14 protein-coding genes are annotated in these 17,285 nt (G+C 73.8%); 8 read left to right on the forward strand and 6 right to left on the reverse strand.

The window, feature by feature from the left end:
* Positions 1-152: 152 nt before the first annotated feature.
* The 3 genes from ABZX85_RS07185 to ABZX85_RS07195 are packed head-to-tail and all read right to left on the reverse strand — an operon-like array spanning position 153 to position 3,023.
* The gene (locus ABZX85_RS07185; RefSeq protein WP_355863320.1) at positions 153-1,577 is read right to left on the reverse strand and encodes an FAD-dependent oxidoreductase; all 1,425 of its coding nucleotides are present in this window, start codon (positions 1,575-1,577) and stop codon (positions 153-155) included.
* Positions 1,570-1,872, reverse strand: coding sequence for a (2Fe-2S)-binding protein (locus ABZX85_RS07190; RefSeq protein ID WP_355863321.1), 303 nt, complete (start codon positions 1,870-1,872; stop codon positions 1,570-1,572). The genes ABZX85_RS07185 and ABZX85_RS07190 overlap by 8 nt, the downstream gene beginning before the upstream one ends.
* A complete protein-coding gene (locus tag ABZX85_RS07195; RefSeq protein WP_355863323.1) occupies positions 1,869-3,023 on the reverse strand; it encodes an FAD-binding oxidoreductase in 1,155 nt (384 codons plus the stop codon). Before ABZX85_RS07195 ends, ABZX85_RS07190 begins: the two co-directional genes overlap by 4 nt.
* A gap of 160 nt (positions 3,024-3,183) precedes the next feature.
* Between ABZX85_RS07195 and ABZX85_RS07200 the strand changes: the two genes are divergently transcribed.
* Together ABZX85_RS07200 and ABZX85_RS07205 are read left to right on the forward strand one after the other, a co-directional pair.
* Positions 3,184-3,867: a nucleotidyltransferase domain-containing protein gene (locus ABZX85_RS07200; protein WP_355863325.1), complete on the forward strand. Its 684-nt coding sequence runs from the start codon at positions 3,184-3,186 to the stop codon at positions 3,865-3,867.
* 443 nt (positions 3,868-4,310) lie between these two features.
* Positions 4,311-6,599, forward strand: coding sequence for an elongation factor G (locus ABZX85_RS07205; protein ID WP_355864145.1), 2,289 nt, complete (start codon positions 4,311-4,313; stop codon positions 6,597-6,599).
* A 165-nt stretch (positions 6,600-6,764) separates the two neighbouring features.
* Here ABZX85_RS07205 and ABZX85_RS07210 read toward each other — a convergent pair whose 3' ends face one another.
* Positions 6,765-7,157 carry an SCO5389 family protein gene (locus tag ABZX85_RS07210; protein WP_355863327.1) on the reverse strand — a complete coding sequence of 131 codons (393 nt, stop codon included), beginning with the start codon at positions 7,155-7,157 and terminating at the stop codon, positions 6,765-6,767.
* A 139-nt stretch (positions 7,158-7,296) separates the two neighbouring features.
* Positions 7,297-8,244 (reverse strand): ATP-binding protein, encoded by a 948-nt coding sequence (locus ABZX85_RS07215; protein WP_355863329.1) that lies wholly within the window; start codon positions 8,242-8,244, stop codon positions 7,297-7,299.
* A gap of 157 nt (positions 8,245-8,401) precedes the next feature.
* Here ABZX85_RS07215 and ABZX85_RS07220 point away from each other — a divergent pair, with 157 nt between their 5' ends.
* The 5 genes from ABZX85_RS07220 to ABZX85_RS07240 all read left to right on the forward strand — a co-directional run bounded on the left by ABZX85_RS07220 (position 8,402) and on the right by ABZX85_RS07240 (position 15,245).
* Entirely contained in the window at positions 8,402-9,007 is a 606-nt protein-coding gene (locus ABZX85_RS07220) for a GNAT family N-acetyltransferase (RefSeq protein ID WP_355863331.1), read from the forward strand.
* A 3-nt stretch (positions 9,008-9,010) separates the two neighbouring features.
* On the forward strand, positions 9,011-10,513 hold the full coding sequence (locus tag ABZX85_RS07225) for an ABC transporter substrate-binding protein (RefSeq protein WP_355863333.1): 1,503 nt from the start codon (positions 9,011-9,013) through the stop codon (positions 10,511-10,513).
* A 3-nt stretch (positions 10,514-10,516) separates the two neighbouring features.
* The gene (locus ABZX85_RS07230) at positions 10,517-12,301 is read left to right on the forward strand and encodes an ABC transporter permease subunit (RefSeq protein WP_355863335.1); all 1,785 of its coding nucleotides are present in this window, start codon (positions 10,517-10,519) and stop codon (positions 12,299-12,301) included.
* Entirely contained in the window at positions 12,298-13,764 is a 1,467-nt protein-coding gene (locus tag ABZX85_RS07235; protein WP_355863337.1) for an MFS transporter, read from the forward strand. Before ABZX85_RS07230 ends, ABZX85_RS07235 begins: the two co-directional genes overlap by 4 nt.
* A gap of 767 nt (positions 13,765-14,531) precedes the next feature.
* The gene (locus ABZX85_RS07240) at positions 14,532-15,245 is read left to right on the forward strand and encodes a YcnI family protein (RefSeq protein WP_355863339.1); all 714 of its coding nucleotides are present in this window, start codon (positions 14,532-14,534) and stop codon (positions 15,243-15,245) included.
* An 85-nt stretch (positions 15,246-15,330) separates the two neighbouring features.
* Here the strand turns inward: ABZX85_RS07240 and ABZX85_RS07245 are convergent, their stop codons facing one another.
* Positions 15,331-16,197, reverse strand: a complete 867-nt coding sequence (locus tag ABZX85_RS07245) for a CDP-alcohol phosphatidyltransferase family protein (protein WP_355863341.1) — start codon at positions 16,195-16,197, stop codon at positions 15,331-15,333.
* A gap of 108 nt (positions 16,198-16,305) precedes the next feature.
* Between ABZX85_RS07245 and ABZX85_RS07250 the strand changes: the two genes are divergently transcribed.
* On the forward strand, positions 16,306-17,280 hold the full coding sequence (locus ABZX85_RS07250) for a dehydrogenase (RefSeq protein WP_355863343.1): 975 nt from the start codon (positions 16,306-16,308) through the stop codon (positions 17,278-17,280).
* The last annotated feature ends 5 nt before the right edge of the window (positions 17,281-17,285 follow it).

Raw genomic sequence — 17,285 nt, forward strand, 5'->3', positions numbered from 1 at the left:
GGGGGGTCCCTTCAGGTCGGACGTGATGTGTGATGTACCACCGGGCGGGTGCGGGTGCGGGTGCGGGTGCGGGTGTCGTGGCTGGGCGTGGTGGTGGGGCGGACCGGGGTGAGGGGGCGGTGTGTGATGGGTGATGCGTGGCGCATGACATATCACGCATCACGGCCCGCCCCGGCTCCGCCGTCCCCCGCTTCTTCCCCCGCCTCCGCCAGCACCCCGAGCGGCACGGGCCGGGCCAGCAGCCGCCGCCCGGGGACGAGCGGGCAGCCCGCCACCCCGGCGACCCCCGGCTCGCACATCCGGCCCTGGCACCAGCCCATGCCGGCCCTGGTCAGCAGCTTCACGGTGCGCAGATCGCCCGCGCCGAGACCGGCCACAGCCTCGCGGACGGCGCCGGCGGTGACCTCCTCGCAGCGGCACACCACTGTGTCGTCCGAGACCTGTTCCGGCCAGCGGGCGGGTGGGGTGTAGGCGCTGTCGAGGGCGGCGAAGAACGTCCGCAGGCGTGTCCGGGTGCGGGCGGCGGGGGCCCAGGCGGTGGGGTCGGGGCGGGTTCCGCGCAGGCGGGCGGCGGCCGAGCGGCCCGCGATGTGGCCCTCGGCGAGGGAGAGGGCGGCCCCGCCGACGCCGGTGGCCTCACCGGCGGCCCAGACGCCGGGGACGTCGGTGCGCTGCTCGGTGTCGACGCGTACGGCGGGGCCGTCGAGGGTGCAGCCGAGGCCGTCGGCGAGGTCGGTGTGGGGGAGGAGGCCGTGGCTGACGGCGAGGGTGTCACATGTGATGTACCGCGTACGCCCCGGCACCGGCCGCCCCTCGGCGTCCAGCGCGCCGACGGTCACGCCCTCCAGCCGGTCGGTGCCGTGTGCCTCCAGTACTGCATGACACATCACCGCCTTCACGCCGTGCCGCAGGAGCCGCGCGGCGTACCCCGCGCCCTCGGCCACCTTTACCGGCTCCCGGACGAGGGCACCCGCCCGTCGGACGAACGCGCGGGGGTCGGCGGAGTCCACCAGGGCGACGACCCGTGCGCCCGCCGAGGCGAGGCCGGTCGCGACCGGCAGGAGCAGTGGGCCGGTGCCGGCGACGACCGCGGTACGGCCGGGCAGGACGAGGGCACCCTTGAGCATGGCCTGCGCACCGCCCGCGGTCAGCACACCGGGGAGGGTCCAGCCGGGGAAGGGGAGGACCTTCTCGTACCCGCCGGTCGCCAGCAGGACACCGTCCGCGCGCACGGCGACGGACCGCTCCTGCTCGGGACCGAGGAGAGCGTGCACGGTGAGACCCGTCGACTCCCTTTCCACGCACCAGACATGATGATCCATCAGGAGGCTGACCTGGCCTGCCGCGAGGTGGGTGTCGAGGGCCGCGCGAAGACGTTTCCAGGTGCGCCACTGGTGGTGCAGGGCCTGTGGGCGGCGGGCGCCGAGGGCCGGTGACGGCTGGCGGTAGAACTGGCCGCCGGGGCCCGGCCCCGAGTCGACGAGGGTGACACGGACCCCGCGCGCGGCTGCCGCCAGGGCGGCGGCGAGCCCGGCCGGGCCGGCGCCGATCACCGCGAGACGGGGTGGTTCAGTCATCGTCGTGGCCGGTCCCTTCCTGCGTGCGGACGTCCGCGCCGGGTTCGGCCGGGAGCAGGCAGGCCCGCTGGTTGGGGCGGCCGTCGACGGTGACGAGGCAGTCGTGGCAGACCCCGATCCCGCAGAACACGCCACGTGACGCACCACTGCCCCGGGTGGTGCGCCATGACATATCACCCGCCGACCAGAGCGCCGCCGCCACCGTCTGGCCGGGCAGCGCCTCGACCGGGCGGCCGTCGAAGGTGAGGGTGAAGGCGGCGCCGGGCCGGGCCCGGACCAGGTCCAGGGGGTTCATGCAGCGGCCTCCTCGGTGAAACGGTCCGGGCGGAACGGGGCCGGATCGAGGTCGGGCCGTTTGCCGCCCAGGAGTTGGGCGAGGAGATGACCGGTGCCGGTCGCCAGGCCGATGCCCGCGCCCTCGTGGCCGCAGGCGTGGTAGAAGCCGGGCGCCCGGGGGTCGTGGCCGATCGCGGGCAGATGGTCGGGGAGGTAGGGGCGGAACCCCAAGTACGTGCGCATCGCCCGGACTTGGGAGAGGAACGGGAACAGTGCGGTGGCCCCGGCGGCGAGGGCGCGTACGACGGGCAGGGAGAACGAGCAGTCGAAGCCGACGCGTTCGCGGCTCGCCCCGATCAGGATCGGCCCGGCGGCGGTCCCCTCGACGACCGGCGAGGTCTGGAGCGCCGCCGAGCCGCTGGCCACGTCCGCCACGTAGTCGGCGGCGTACACCTTCCGCCGGACCCGGCGCGGCAACGGCTCGGTGACCAGGACGAACCCGCGCCGAGGCAGCACCGGAAGACGCACCCCGGCCAGCGCGGCGACCTCACCGCCCCAGGTGCCGGCCGCGTTCACGACGGCCGGGGCGTGGAGGTCGCCCCGGTCGGTGCGTACGCCACGTACGGCGCCGTCGGACGTGCGGAGCACCTCCGTGACGGTCCGCCCGGTCTCGACCCGTGCCCCCGAGGCCCGCAGGAGGTGGGCGGCGGCGAGTGTCGGCATCACCTGGGCGTCCTGCGGATACAGCACCCCGCCCGCCAGGCCGGGTGCCAAGTACGGCTCCAGGGAGGGGAGTTCGTCGGCGGTGATCGTCTCTGTCGTGACCCCGGCCGCCTGCTGGGCGTGGGCCAGTTCCGTAAGGGCGGTGAGGCTCTCGGGTGTCGAAGCGACGACGAGGCCGCCTTTCGGCTCGTACTCGAAGGAGGGGCCCAGCTCCTGCGCCAGCTCGGTCCACAACTGGCCTGAGAGCAGGGCGAGTTCGAGTTCGGGGCCGGGTTCCTTGTCGGAGACGAGGAGATTCCCCTCACCCGCGCCGGTAGTCCCGCCGGCCACGGGGCCACGGTCCACCACCACGACGTCGAGTCCGGCACGGGAGGCGTACAGCGCACAGGCGGCGCCGACCATGCCGGCACCCACGACCACGACATCACAGCTGGACTGCTTGGCCACAGCAGTAATATGTCACACACCATTCAGGGTCGAAATACCCCGAACGTCAGGATCGCTGAAAATCCTGAGGTGGACGAGGCGCCCGAGGCGGCATCATGACCCTCCCGGGGTCAGGGACGACGACCGCCGGGCCGAGAGGAAACCACCACGGGGGCACGGCGTGACCGTCCAGAACATCCTGCTGTCCGGCATCGTCGGCTCGACGGCCTACGGACTCGCGCACGAGGGCTCCGACATCGACCGCCTCGGCATGTTCGCGACCCCCACCGACGACCTCCACGGCCTGCACCCGCCCAAGGAGTCCCACGTCACCACGGCCCCGGACCGCACCCTGCACGAGGCCGCCAAGTGGTGCCGCCTCGCCCTCTCCGGAAACCCGACGGTGATGGAACTCGTCTGGCTCCCCGACGAGTTGTACGAGACCCGCACCGCACTCGGCGACGAACTCATCGGCATCCGGGCCACGTTGCTCGGTGCCGGACGCGTCAGGGACGCCTACCTCGGCTATGCCACCCAGCAGTTCAAGAGACTCCAGGGCCGCGGCGACGGCTCGTTCTCGGCGGACACCCGCAAACGGACCGCCAAACACGCCCGCCACCTCAAACGGCTCTGCCACCAGGGATTCGAGCTGTACAGCACCGGCCGGCTGACCATCCGCGTCGAGGACCCGGAGAGCTACCACCGGTTCGGAGAGCAGGTCGCCGCAGACTCCGAGGCCGCCGAGCCGTTGCTGCGCCGCTTCGAGGAGGCGTTCGCGACGGCCCGCACCGTGCTGCCGGACGAGCCGGACGAACGTGCCGCCGAGGCGTGGCTGCGCCGGGTGCGGCGGCACTTCTACTGCTAGCCGAGCGGCCTGCGGAGCAGGTGAGCCGGAGCAGGCGACTCGCAGCGGGCGAGTCGTAGCGGAGAGCGCCGGTCGGGGGGCCGGTCGGCCGGGGCGGAAAACCATGTGACCCCGGCCGCCGGCCCTCCCTACACTCACACCTGTCGTTGCGCCGCCCACGACAGGGCCGCGCGTTCACCGAGTCGTAGAGGGGGAGTTGGCCATGCGTGAGCACACCGCTGCCGCCACCCCCCGAGCCCGGTACGAGGTGATCCTCGTGTCCTGGGCCGCCCGGTGCTCGCTGCGCGCCCGGCACCGGTCCATGTGACGAAGCTCTGATCCACCTCTGCACGCCAGCCCCGCAAGACATCTGACGCTTGGTCATGTCTCTGCTCGCAGGCGGGACTTCGTCCGTCCCCATCGCGCCGCCCCTCACCCGGACGCACCTCGAAAGGCCCAAGGCCGTGCGCGACAACCTCGACCTTCAGCTCGCCACCGTACGCAACCTCGGTATCCTCGCTCACGTCGACGCGGGCAAGACCACCGTCACGGAGCGAATCCTCTACGCCACGGGAACCACCCACAAACGGGGGGAAGTTCACGACGGCACCACCGTCACCGACTTCGATCCCCAGGAACGCGACCGCGGTATCACCATCTTCGCGGCTGCCGTCAGCTGCGACTGGGACGGCCACCGGCTCAATCTGATCGACACCCCCGGCCACGTCGACTTCGCCGACGAGGTGGAGCGCGCTCTGCGTGTCCTCGACGGGGCGGTCGCCGTGTTCGACGCGGTGGCCGGCGTCGAGCCGCAGAGCGAGTCCGTGTGGCGCCAGGCAGACCGGCACGGTGTCCCACGCATCGCGTTCGTCAACAAACTCGACCGCGCGGGGGCCGACCTCGACACGGCCGTCGCCTCGATCTGTGAACGCCTCCACCCGACGCCGCTGGTGGTCCAACTGCCCATCGGTGCCGAGGACACGTTCACCGGAGTGGTCGACCTCGTCCATCTGCGGGCGCTGACCTGGGCCGACGGTGACGACACCGTCGTATCGGGCGAAGTCCCCGAGGAACTGCTCGCCGAGGCGCTGCGCCGGCGGCGCCTCCTGGAGGAGGCCGTGGCCGAGCGGCATCTGGCGGCCCTGGAGGAGTTCTGCGAGCGGGAGACCGTGTCGGCGCCGACCCTCGTCGCCGCGCTGCGTGACATGTCACACAGCGGCGACGGCCTCGTCGTCCTGTGCGGCTCCGCCTACCGCAACCGTGGCATCGAACCCCTGCTCCACGCGGTGGTGTCGTACCTGCCGTCCCCGGCGGACGTGCCTCCCGTGCGGGGTGTCGCGGTGGCGGGCGGGCGGGGTGTGATGCGTGATGTACCACCGGCCCATCCGGCGGTGCGTGACACATCGGCGCGCGCCACAACGGCCGACGGACACATCACGCGTGATGTACCACTGACGTCCCAGCAACCTGTCACGCGTGATGTACCACCGACGCCCCAGCAGCCCGTCACACGTGATGTACCACCGCCCGCCCCCACCCCAGCCGCCCCCAACCCCGCTCCTTCCTCCGCCCCCACCGCCCTCGCCCCCACCGACTCCCGCCCCGCCCACCCCTCCGCCCCCTTCTCCGCGCTCGTGTTCAAGGTTGCCGTCACGCCCACCGGGCGGTTGACCTTCCTGCGGGTGTACTCGGGGACGGTGGTGAAGGGGGACGTGGTGTGGGACGCGGGGGCGGGGCGGAGTGAGCGGGTGGGGCGGATTCTGCGGGTGCAGGCGGACCGGCATGCCCAGTTGGAGCGGGCGGTGGCCGGGGACATCGTGGCGGTCGTCGGGATCAAGTCGGCGCGGGCCGGGGCGACTTTGTGCGCGCCGGACGCTCCGCTGGTGCTGGAGCCGCCCGGGGTGGCGGAGCCGGTGGTGTCCGTGGCGGTCGAGGCGTGCCGCGGCACGCAGAGCGAGCGGCTGGCGTCGGCGCTGGCCCTACTCGCCGAGGAGGACCCGTCGTTGGCGGTGCGGACGGACCCGGAGACGGGGCAGACCGTGCTGTCCGGCATGGGGGAACTGCATCTGGAGGTGGCGGTGGAGAAGATCCGCGGCACGCTCGGGGTGGACGTCAACATCGGCCGTCCCAGGGTGACGTACCGGGAGACCGTCGGCCGTGGTGTGTCCGGTGTCGTGTACCGGCATGTCAAACAGGACGGCGGGGCGGGGCAGTTCGCGCAGGTCGTGCTCGAAGTGGAGCCGTGGGAGGGGGAGTTCGTGTTCCGGTCGGCGGTCGTCGGCGGGCGGGTTCCGCAGGAGTACGTGCGGGCCGTCGAGGCCGGCTGCCGGGACGCGCTCGCCGAGGGGCCGCTCGGCGGGCACCCGGTCACCGGGCTGCGCGTCACGCTCACCGACGGGGCGACGCATGTGAAGGACTCGTCCGAGCAGGCGTTCCGCACGGCGGGCCGGTTCGGGCTCCGGGAGGCGCTGCGGGCCTGCGCGATGGTGCTGCTGGAACCGGTCGCCGAGGTCACGGTGACGGTGCCCGAGGCGGCCGTCGGCGCGGTCCTCGGCGATCTCGCGGCGCGTCGCGGCCGGGTCACCGGGTCCGAGACGCGCTCCGGTTCGGCGGTCGTCACCGCGACGGTCCCGCTCGCCGAACTCTTCGGCTACGCGACCCGGTTGCGCGGCCGTACCCAGGGGCGCGGCACGTTCACCGCCCGGCCCACCGGCTACGCCCCGGCGCCCGCCGCGGTGGCGGCCGGCGCATAGGGAGACCCGCTCCTCGACCGGGTCAACCCGGAATCCGATGTCCCTCCATCGAGTGACATTTCGATTTCTGGGCACGTGTGCGAGGAGCGGCCCGTTGGCCGGGTGTCGGGAGATTTCCCGGCACCCGGACCACACGGAGGAGAAGGCGATGGGATTCCGATCGGCTCAGCAGTCCCGGAACTCGGGCGACTGGTTGAGGAGCTGGGAGCGGACGGAGGTGAAGCGGGCGTACGTCTCGCCGGTGCGGGCGTCGGGGTGGAAGGCCGCCACGCGGTGGCAGTTCTGGAAGGCGAGGGCCACCCCGAAGTGGCGCTCCAGGCTGGTGCGGATGGCGTCGCTGGCGAGGGCGCGCAGGAGCTGCCCGCGTTCCTGCTCGGACGGGGGCGGGGTCTGGTTGTCGGCGAACTGGGCGTCGCCGCCCCGCAGTTCGGCGGCGAGGGAGGCGATCAGGTCGTAGGCGTAGGGGAGGGAGGTGCGGACAGTGTCCACGAAGTCCTCCTCGCGTACGTCCCCGGCTTCGGCCTGGGCGAGGAGGGTGGGGGAGACGTCGAGAGACATGGGGGTCCTGTTCGGGAGGGAGGGGGGAGCCGGAACTCGGGAGGGAGGCGGCACTCAGGAGGGAGACGGCACTCGGGAGGGGCCGAGGGACGGGCGAGAGACGGCTGAGGAACCGCTCGCGGTGGCGAGGGGCCCAGGTTCAAGGGGCCGTCGGCGGGCCCGGTACGTACTCGGGGTCGACCTGGTCCGCGAGGTCCCGCCCGGTCGCGGCGTTCGCCCAGGCGCGGGCGTTGCGGAGGTGGAACTCGACGGCGTGGCGGTGGAGCGCCGGCCAGTCCTTGGGGCGGGAGTCGACCGCGGCGCGCAGGACGTCCAGGGCGTGGCGGTTGGTGTCCTCCAGCTCGCCGGCGGGGGTGCCGCGTTCGGCGGAGCGGACCCAGGAGGAGTGGGTCAGGTGGGTGAGGAGGTGGTCGCCGGTCTCCTCTTTCAGGAAGAGGAGGTCGTCCTCGCCGGTGACCTTGTTGCCGACGACGGCGAGGGGGATGCCGAACTCCTGGGCGTGGTCGCGGTACTGGCGGTAGACGGAGACGCCGCGCCGGGTGGGTTCGGCGACGAGGAAGGTCATGTCGAAGCGGGTGAAGAGGCCGGAGGCGAAGGCGTCGGCGCCGGCGGTCATGTCGACGACGACGTACTCGCCGGGGCCGTCCAGCAGGTGGCTCAGGTACAGCTCCACCGCGCCGAGCTTGGAGTGGTAGCAGGCCACGCCGAGGTCGCTCTCGTCGAAGGCCCCGGTCACCATCAGCGGGACGCCGCCGACGGGGCGGACGTGGCGGGTGTGGAGCTCGTCGTCGCCGAGGAGGGTGAGGAGGTGTGAGCCCCGGCCGGGCGGGGTGGTCTTGACCATCGCGTCGCGGGACGGGACGCGGGGGTTGGTGCCGCGCAGGAGGTCCTTGATCTCGCCGAGGCGGGTGGCGAGCGGGGGAGCGGTGAAGGGGGAGGCGTCGGGGTCGAGGGCCTCGGCGAGGTGCTGGTTGATGTCGCCGTCCACGGCGAGGACGGGGGCACCGGAGCGGGCCAGGTGCCGGGCGAAGAGCGCCGACAGGGTCGTCTTCCCGCTGCCGCCCTTCCCGACGAACGCTACGCGCATCGCCGACCGCCTCCCGGGCACGGCGAAAGGCACCGCGTTTTGAAAATGGGTTTCATGTGACTACGTTTTAGGAGGGCGGATGAAGGCTGTCAAATCGGAGGTCCGTGGAGGTTGCGGGTATCCTCTTGATCGCACTGGAGTGCTAACTGCTTATGATGTGCAAGTGCGTGACTACTGCATAAGGCCGGCGGGCCCGGAGGACCTCGACGAGGCGCGGGCCGTCATGCTCGACACCGTGTACCGGGACTTCGGCACCGGATACGTACCGAGATGGCACGGCGACATCATCGACCTGACCGGGGCGTACCTGACGCCGGCGCGGCACACCCTGCTGGTGGCGGTGGACGGCGCCGGGGAGGTCGTGGCGACCGGGGCGCTCGACTCGCGCGGCCCCCTGTACCCGCCGAACCCCGCGCATCTCGCCGAGCGCTACCCGTCCGGGCCGACGGCGCAGCTCAGGCGGATCTACACCCGGCGCGAACACCGCCGCCGGGGCCTCGCGCGCCGGCTGGTCGGGGAGCTGCTCGACTTCGCGGCGGCGGACGGCGGCTACCGCTCCGTGTACCTGCACACCGACCCGTCGGTGGAGGGCGCCGAGGGCTTCTGGCGGTCGCTCGGCGAGGTGGTGCTCGACGAGCGGGACGACCGGGCGCCGGGGCAGGCGGGGACCGTGCACTTCGAGGTGCCGTTCGACGCCGTCCGGCCCGGCAGGACCCCCGCCGGACACGGCATGACCACTTCCCCCCTCCTCACAGACCGGTAGACCATGCGCATCCCCCACAGCACCCGGCTCCTCGCCGCCCTGTCCGCCCTCCCCCTCCTCGCGGGCTGCTTCGCCTCCGGCGGGGCCGACGACGACACCGCCTCGGCCGCGAAGGACGGCGCCCGGCTGCGCGTCGCCCTCGCCTTCCCGCCCGCCGAACGCCTCTCCCCGTACGGCGCCGACGCGACGCTCCTCAGCAGGCTCGGCGTCACCGAGGGCCTGACCTCCCTCGACGCGAACGGCGCCCCCGCCCCGGCACTGGCCCAGTCCTGGAAGCGGGTCGACGACCGCACCTGGGTGTTCACCCTGCGGGACGCCACCTTCCAGGACGGCACCCGCGTCACCCCCGCCGCCGTCGCCGCCTCCCTCGGCCACGCCGGCCAGGCCGAACCCGCCCCCGCGGCCCTCGCCGGAGCCGCCCTCACCGCGAAGGCCGACGGCGCCACCGGCGTCCGGATCACGACGACCGCCGCCGACCCCGTCCTCCCGCTGCGCCTGACCAGCCCGAGCCTCGCGATCCTCGCCCCGAAGGCGTACGACGCGAAGGGCGCCGCGAACCCCGTCGGCACCGCCACCGGCCCCTTCGAGGTCACCAAGCTCACCGGCACCACGTCCGCGACCCTGGACCGCTTCGACGACTACTGGGGCGGACGCGCCCAGGCCGCCGGCGTCGACGCCCGCTTCATCGCCGACGGCACCGCCCGCGCCAACGCCCTGCGCACCGGCGAGGTCGACGTCGCCGAGGCGATCCCCGTCGCCCAGGCCGCGACCCTCGACGCCGCCACCCGCAAGGAGACGGCGACCACCCGCACCACCAGCCTCCTCCTCAACACCGAGAGCGGCGCCTTCAAGAACCCCGCGCTGCGCGCCGCCGCCCGCGCCGCCGTCGACACCGCCACCCTCGCCGAGGGCGTCTACGAAGGCCACGCCGACGCGGGCGCCGGCATCTACGGCCCCGCCGTCACCTGGGCCGCCGGCAAGCGCACCGCCCCCACCGGCCGGACGGCCCCCGGCAAGCCGGCCGGCGCCGCCGTCACCCTCGCCACCTACGACAACCGCCCCGAACTCCCCGAGGCCGCCCAGGTCCTCAAGCAGCAGCTGGAGAAGGCCGGGTTCAAGGTCAAACTGGAGATACGCGAGTACTCGCGCCTGGAGAGCGACGCCCTCGCCGGCAAGTTCGACGCGTTCGTCCTCGCCCGCAACACCCTCGTCGACACCGGCGACCCCGTCGCCGTCCTCGCCAGCGACTACACCTGCGACGGCGGCTTCAACATCGCCCAGCTGTGCGACAAGAAGGTCGACCAGGCGGTGAAGGCCGCCCAGGGCATCGCCGACACCGGCAAGCGCCAGGACGCGGCCATGGCCGCCGAGACGGCGATCCTCGGCACCGACGCCGTCGTCCCCCTCGTCCACCAGCGGGTCATCACCGGCGTCGGCAAGTCCGTGCGCGGCGTCCTCCTCGACCCGTACGAGCGCACGCTCGTCGGCACCGGCACCCGGCGCTGACCCGTGGGACGGCTGACGGCGCTCCTGTGGCGGGCGGCCCTCGCCGCGGGCCTGGTCTGCGGCATCGGCCTCCTGCCCTGGCTGACGGACACCGACCCGGCGCTGACCGTCCTCAAGGCCCGCGCCGTCGACCGTGACCCCACCCCCCAGGTCCTCGCCGACATCCGCGAGCAGCTCGGCCTCGCCGACGGCCCCCTGCACCTCCTCGGCCAGTGGCTGTCCGGACTCCCGCGCGGCGACGCCGGCCGCTCCTGGATCTCCGGCGAGGAGGTCACCCCCGCGATCCTCCAGGCGCTCGGCGCGTCCCTCCTGCTGGTGACGGCGGCCCTCCTCGTCGCCCTCGCCACCGCCGCCCTGATCTGTGCGCCCACCCTGCGCCGGGGCGCCCGCCGCACCCTCGCCGGACACCCCCCGGCCCGCTCCGCGTCCGCGATGCTCGCCGCACTCCCCGAGTTCCTCACCGCGTCCGTGCTCGCCACCGTCGTAGGGGTCCAGCTCGGCTGGCTGCCGGCGCTCGGCTGGTACGGGCTCAAGTGGACGGTGCTGCCGGCGCTCGCGCTGGGGCTGCCCGCCGGGGCGGTGCTCGGCAGGCTCCTCGACGACCTGCTGCCCGCCGCGTTCGCCGAGCCCTGGGCGAAGGCGGCGACCGCGCGCGGCGTGCCCGGCGGCCGGATCGCCCGGCACGCGCTGCGCCGCGCCCTGCCCGGACTCCTGCCCAACCTGGGCCTGTTCGCGGTGGGCCTGACCGGCGGATCGGTCGTCGTGGAGCAGATCTTCGACATCCCCGGCCTCGGCCGCACCACCCTCCAGGCCGCCCTCGCCCAGGACCTCCCCGTCCTCCAGGCCGGCACCCTCGCCCTGGTCCTGTTCGCCGCGCTCGTCACCGGCGCCGCCCGGCTCGCCGCCCGCCCCCTCCTCGGCCCCGCCCTGCGCGACGACGCCCTCCCCGCCCTGCACCGCCCGGACCCGCCGGCCCGCAGACTCCCGCCCCTGGTCCACGGCGGACTCCTCGCCGCCGTCGTCGCCGCCGGACTGCCCCGCGACCCCCTCGCCGTCGACACCACGCGGCGCCTCCAAGGCCCGTCCCTCTCACATCCGTTCGGCACCGACGCCCTCGGCCGTGACCTCCTCGCCCGCGTCGCGCACGGCGCGCTGGACACGCTGCTGCTGGCCGGCGGGATCAGCCTCGCCGCGTACGTGGCCGGCGTCCTGCTGGGGCTCGTGCCGAGGCTGTCGGCGCCGCTCGTGGACACGGTCAACGCCGTACCGCCCGTCCTCGCCGCCCTCCTGGTCGCCGCCCTGTGGGGCAGCGGCGCGAGCACGCCCGCGCTCGCCGTGACCGTCGTCGCCTGGGCGCCCCTCGCCGCCCACACCTCCGCGCTCCTCGCCCAGGAGAAGGCCGCCGTCCACCTCACGGCGACCCGCGCCCTCGGCGCCGGACGCCGCCACCTGCTGCGGCGCGCGCTGCTGCCCGCCGTCCTGCCGCCCGTCGCCCGGCACGCCGCCCTGCGCCTGCCCGGCAACGCCCTCGCCCTCGCCACCCTCGGCTTCCTCGGCCTCGGCGCCCAACCACCCTCCCCGGAATGGGGGCTGCTGCTCGCCGAGAACCAGCCCTACGCCGAACGCGCCCCCTGGGCCGTCCTCGCCCCGGCCGCCGCCCTCGCCCTCCTCGGCGCCCTCGCGGTCACCGCGGGAGGACTCCGCAGGCGACGCGACAAGCACCCGGACGACGAGCTGCGGACCCCCGAACTCCCCGACCCCGTACGAGAGTTGGTGGCGGCCCGATGACCGCGACGACAGCCCTGTCGGAGACCGGCACCGGAAAGACCCCGCTCTCCCCGCTGCTGCGCCTGCTGATCCTCACCCAACTCGCCTTCAACATAGGCTTCTTCGCGGTCCTGCCGTTCCTCGCCGAACACCTCGGCACCGGCATCGGACTCGCCGGCTGGCTCGTCGGCTTCGTCCTCGGCCTCAGGACGTTCAGCCAGCAGGGCCTGTTCGTCGTCGGCGGCGCGCTCACCGACCGGTACGGGGTACGGCCCGTCGTCCTCGCCGGCTGCGCCCTCAGGATCGCCGGGTTCGCGTGGCTCGGGTACGCGGACCACATCGCCTCCGTCATCGGGGCCGTCCTGCTCATCGGGTTCGCCGCCGCCCTGTTCTCCCCGGCCGTCGAGAGCGAGGTGGCACGGCAGGCCGTCGTCTGGGAGGAGGACGGCAACGGACCCCGCACCCGGGTCCTCGCGCTGTTCACCGTCGCCGGACAGGCCGGCGCGTTCGTCGGACCGCTCATCGGGGCGCTCCTGCTGTCGGTGGACTTCAGGGCCGTGTGCCTCGCCGGGGCCGGGGTCTTCGTCCTCGTCCTCGCCGGACACGCCTGGCTGCTGCCGCAGCACATCCCCGGACGTCGGAAGACCCGGGTCAAGGGCGGCGTCGGGCCGATGCTCCGCAACCGCCGCTTCCTCGCCCTGTGCTGCGCCTACGGCGCCTACCTCCTCGCCTACAACCAGCTCTACCTGGCGCTGCCCGCCGAGGTCGAGCGGGCGGCCGGCTCGCAGGCGCCGCTGTCCTGGCTGTTCGCGCTGTCGTCCGCGCTCGTCGTCCTCGCCCAACTGCCCGTCACCCGCTGGGTGGGGGAGCGGCTCAGCCTGCGGGCGTCCATGGCGGGCGGGCTCGCGCTCATCGCCGCCGGGTTCGCGGTCGTCGCCGCCGCGCTGCCCGCCGGGGCGCGAGGCACGGCGGGGCTGCTGCCCGCCGCCGGGTTCGTCGTCCTGCTCACCCTCGGGCAGATGCTGGTCGCGCCCGCCGCCCGCGCCTGGGTCCCCGACCTCGCCGCCGAGGGACGCCTCGGCCTCTACACCGGGGCCCTGTCCTCCGTCTCCGGCCTGATCGTGCTGATCGGCAGCTCGGCCACGGGCACCCTCCTCGACACGGGCCTGCCGCCGGCCGTGCCGTGGCTGGTCCTGGCCGCCGTACCGGCCCTGGCTATCGCACTGCTGCCGCGCGGCGGCGAGGGCTCCGCGGAGAAGCCGAAGACCGCGCGGCCGTCGGCCAACGACACGGAGCAGGCCACAGCCCCGACCACCACCGCCGACGCCGTTCAGGCCCGAGAAGCCCCCGCCGAGAACACGCCCGCCCCCGCCGGCACTCCGCTCGCCCTCCCCGACCACCCCGCCGACTCCCGTCCCACCCCCACACAGAGCCCCGCCCCCGCCGAAACCCCGGTGATTCCCAAGAACCGTCAAGGCGGGTGAAGGCGCGCGGGCGGGCGTGGCAGTATCCCGGAGCATGAGCGCGTCGCCGGGAGTCCGCGGGCTGCGTGCCGCCGTGTTCGCGGCGGTGTGCGTGCTGCTGGCTGTCGGCGCGCACGCGGCGGCCGGGGGCCGGACGCCCTCGGCCGGTGCGCAGGGGCTCGCCTTCGGCGCCGTCTTCGCCGCCGGGTGGCTGCTCGGCGGACGGGAGCGGAGCCTCGCCGGGATCAGCGGGGCGACGCTGGCCGCACAGGGCGCGCTGCACGCCGGGTTCGGGGCGGTGACCCCGGGCGGAGGCGGGATGCCGGGCATGCGCATGCCGGGCGGGTCCGGCGCCGCGCACGACACCGTCGTCCACCGCGTGCTCGCGTACGGCACCGCCGGCCGGCACCCGACCAGCCACCCCGCCACTCACCCCAGCACTCATCCCGCCGTGCTCCACCAGGGCGTTCTGCACCACACCAACCCCCACACCCTCGCCGCCCACGTCCTCGCCGCGTTGCTCACCTCGTGGTGGCTGCGGCGGGGGGAAGCCGCGTTGTGGTCGTTGTTGCGGCGGGCCGTGGTGCTGGTGCCGGGGCTGGTCGCGTGGTGGCGGGGGCCCGTGCGGGTCGAACGCGTGCGGAGGGTCGTACGGCGTCGGAGGCATCTTCCCGGGCCGCGCGGGCTGTTGTTGCGGAACGCGGTGCGGCGCAGGGGGCCGCCCGGGGCGCTGTCTTACCCCGTCCGAAAGGAAAGAAACGACCACCCCGTACGGAGATCACCGACCCATGCACCGCACACGCACCGCAGCTCTCGCCGTCCTGCTCGCCGCAGGCGGGGTCCTCGCGGCGGCAGGAGCCGCGTCCGCGCACGTCACCGTCCATCCGGAGAGCTACCCCCAGGGAGCCACGGACGGGCTGCTCACGTTCCGGGTCCCCGATGAGGACGACAAGGCGGGTACCTCGCAGGTACAGGTCTTCCTGCCGACCGACCACCCCCTCCTCGGCGTCCTCGTCACCCCGCACGACGGCTGGACCCCGAAGGTCACCACCACGAAGCTGAAGACGCCCGTCAAGACGGACGACGGGACGATCACCGACGCCGTCTCCGAGATCACCTGGACCGGCGGGAAGATCGCCCCCGGCCAGTTCGAGGACTTCGACGTCGCCTTCGGCCAGCTCCCCGACGACGCCACGAACCTCACCTTCAAGACCCTCCAGACGTACGACTCCGGAAAGGTCGTCCGGTGGATCGAGGCGGCCGGACAGGGCGACGACGACCCTGAGAACCCGGCGCCCGTCCTTACCCTGACCCCGGCGAAGACCCTGACCCCGGCGAAGACCGGGACACCCGCGAAGACCGTGACGTCCGCGCCGGTCGCGAAGGCCGCCGCCCACGACTCCACCGCCCGGGACCTGGGCGTCGCCGGGATCGTGCTGGGCGCGGTCGCCCTCGGCGCCGGAGGGTTCGCGGTGGCACGCTCGCGCTCGACACGGCCGTAAAGCCCCAAAGCCGTACGACCGTGAACAGGAAAAGGCCCGGACTCCCCCCGCGGGGTCCGGGCCGTTCTCCGTCGGGTCGCGTGCCTCAGCGCGTCGCCAGCACCGGCCTGTCCTTGGCCGCGAGAGCCGCCACGATCGGCTCGGAGATCACGACGACCGGCACCGGCAGGGTGACAGTGACGGCGGGAGCCTCCGGCTCCGTCTCCACCTGCACCGGCGCCTCGGCAGCCGCCCCCGCCCCCGGCCGCGTCCGGAACAGCCACAGCACGTCCCGCCCGAACGACCAGACCAGCGCCGCCAGCGACGTCACCGCGATCGCCAGGTTCGCCGCGTACGGCAGCAGCTCGGAGCCGGCGAGCAGCAGGCAGATCCCCTGCGTCGCGGCGACCGTCTTGCGGGCCATGCTGTGCGGCAGCGCGGAGTTGAGCCACGGCCAGACGTACGCGGCGGCGACGAACACGTACCGCATGGCGCCCATCAGCAGCACCCACGGACCGAGCTGCGTGGCGACGTACACGCTGAGGACGAGGATCAGGAACGCGTCGACCTCCATGTCGAAGCGCGCGCCCAGCGGCGTCGAGGTGTTCGTGCGGCGGGCGACCTTGCCGTCCACGCCGTCCAGGATCAGCGCGACCGCCGTCAGACCGACCAGCAGCGTGACCGGCGGGGCGGACTCGAAGGAGTCGGCGACCAGCGCCGTCACCCCGCCGACCAGGACGGCGCGGCCGAGCGTGACCCGGTTCGCGGGGCCGAACGTGCGGATTCCCGAGCGGTGGCAGGCGCCGGACAGCAGGGCCCAGGTGCCGAGGGCGAAGACGAGGCCGGTCGCCCAGCCCGCCGTGCCCATGCCGATCACCGAGCCCAGCAGGGCCAGCAACAGGAGCTGAGCGCCCGCTCCCAGAGCGGTCTCCTGCTGGACCAGCCTTGCCTCGTACGTGTTGTTCAGGGCCACCGCACATCCTCCGGCCGAGTGACAGAGTCGATCAACGCCGCGTACTGTGCGCGGCCTGTGCCACATCTCGGTACGTGAACCGGATGCAGATCGTTCAGGAGGTTTTCTATGAAGGGCGCCGCACGAGCGTTCTGGGTCAGCCGTCCGGGTGAAGGGGAGGTGCGTGAGACGGCCGTCCCCGAGCCCGGCGAGGGGGAGGTGCTGGTGCGGACCCTGTGGTCCGGCATCAGCCGCGGCACGGAGACCCTGGTGTTCGGCGGCAAGGTCCCCGAGAACCAGCACACGGCGATGCGCGCGCCGTTCCAGGAGGGCGACTTCCCGGCCCCGGTGAAGTACGGCTACCTGAACGTCGGCGTGGTCGAGGAAGGCCCCGCGCACCTCGTGGGGAAGACGGTGTTCTGCCTGTACCCGCACCAGACGCGGTACGTCGTACCCGCGTCGAGTGTGATCGTCGTACCGCCCGAGGTCCCCGCCGAACGCGCCATCCTCGCCGGCACCGTCGAAACCGCCGTCAACGCCCTCTGGGACGCCGCCCCCATGATCGGCGACCGTGTCGCGGTCGTCGGCGGCGGCATGGTCGGCTGCTCGGTCGCCGCCCTCCTCGCCCGCTTCCCCGGCGTGAAGGCCCAGCTCGTCGACGCCGACCCCGCCCGCGCCGAGACCGCCGCGAGACTCGGCATCGACTTCGCGCTCCCCCAGGACGCGGCGGACGGCCTCGACCTCGTCATCCACGCCAGCGCCACCGAGGCCGGCCTCACCCGGGCCCTCGAACTCCTGCGCCCCGAGGGCACCGTCGTCGAACTCAGCTGGTACGGCGACCGCCGGATCGCCCTCCCGCTCGGCGAGGCGTTCCACTCCCGCCGCCTGACCATCCGCAGCAGCCAGGTCGGCACCGTCTCCCCGGCCCGCGCGAACCGCTCCTACGCCGACCGCCTCGCCCTCGCCCTCGACCTGCTCGCCGACCCCGCGCTCGACGCGCTGATCACCGGGGAGTGCGCGTTCGAGGAGCTGCCGCAGGTGCTGCCGAAGCTGGTCTCGGGGGAGATCCCGGCGCTGTGCCACCGGGTGCGCCACCCGGACTGACCTGA

The organism is Streptomyces sp. NPDC004539, assembly GCF_040610055.1.
GTDB lineage: Bacteria > Actinomycetota > Actinomycetes > Streptomycetales > Streptomycetaceae > Streptomyces.

Bases quoted from the DNA above. Each gene is read 5' to 3' on its own strand.
- ABZX85_RS07185 (WP_355863320.1), bottom strand. From the start codon at position 1,577: ATGACTGAACCACCCCGTCTCGCGGTGATCGGCGCCGGCCCGGCCGGG.
- ABZX85_RS07190 (WP_355863321.1), bottom strand. From the start codon at position 1,872: ATGAACCCCCTGGACCTGGTCCGGGCCCGGCCCGGCGCCGCCTTCACC.
- ABZX85_RS07210 (WP_355863327.1), bottom strand. From the start codon at position 7,157: ATGTCTCTCGACGTCTCCCCCACCCTCCTCGCCCAGGCCGAAGCCGGG.
- ABZX85_RS07215 (WP_355863329.1), bottom strand. From the start codon at position 8,244: ATGCGCGTAGCGTTCGTCGGGAAGGGCGGCAGCGGGAAGACGACCCTG.
- ABZX85_RS07225 (WP_355863333.1), top strand. From the start codon at position 9,011: ATGCGCATCCCCCACAGCACCCGGCTCCTCGCCGCCCTGTCCGCCCTC.
- ABZX85_RS07235 (WP_355863337.1), top strand. From the start codon at position 12,298: ATGACCGCGACGACAGCCCTGTCGGAGACCGGCACCGGAAAGACCCCG.
- ABZX85_RS07240 (WP_355863339.1), top strand. From the start codon at position 14,532: ATGCACCGCACACGCACCGCAGCTCTCGCCGTCCTGCTCGCCGCAGGC.
- ABZX85_RS07250 (WP_355863343.1), top strand. From the start codon at position 16,306: ATGAAGGGCGCCGCACGAGCGTTCTGGGTCAGCCGTCCGGGTGAAGGG.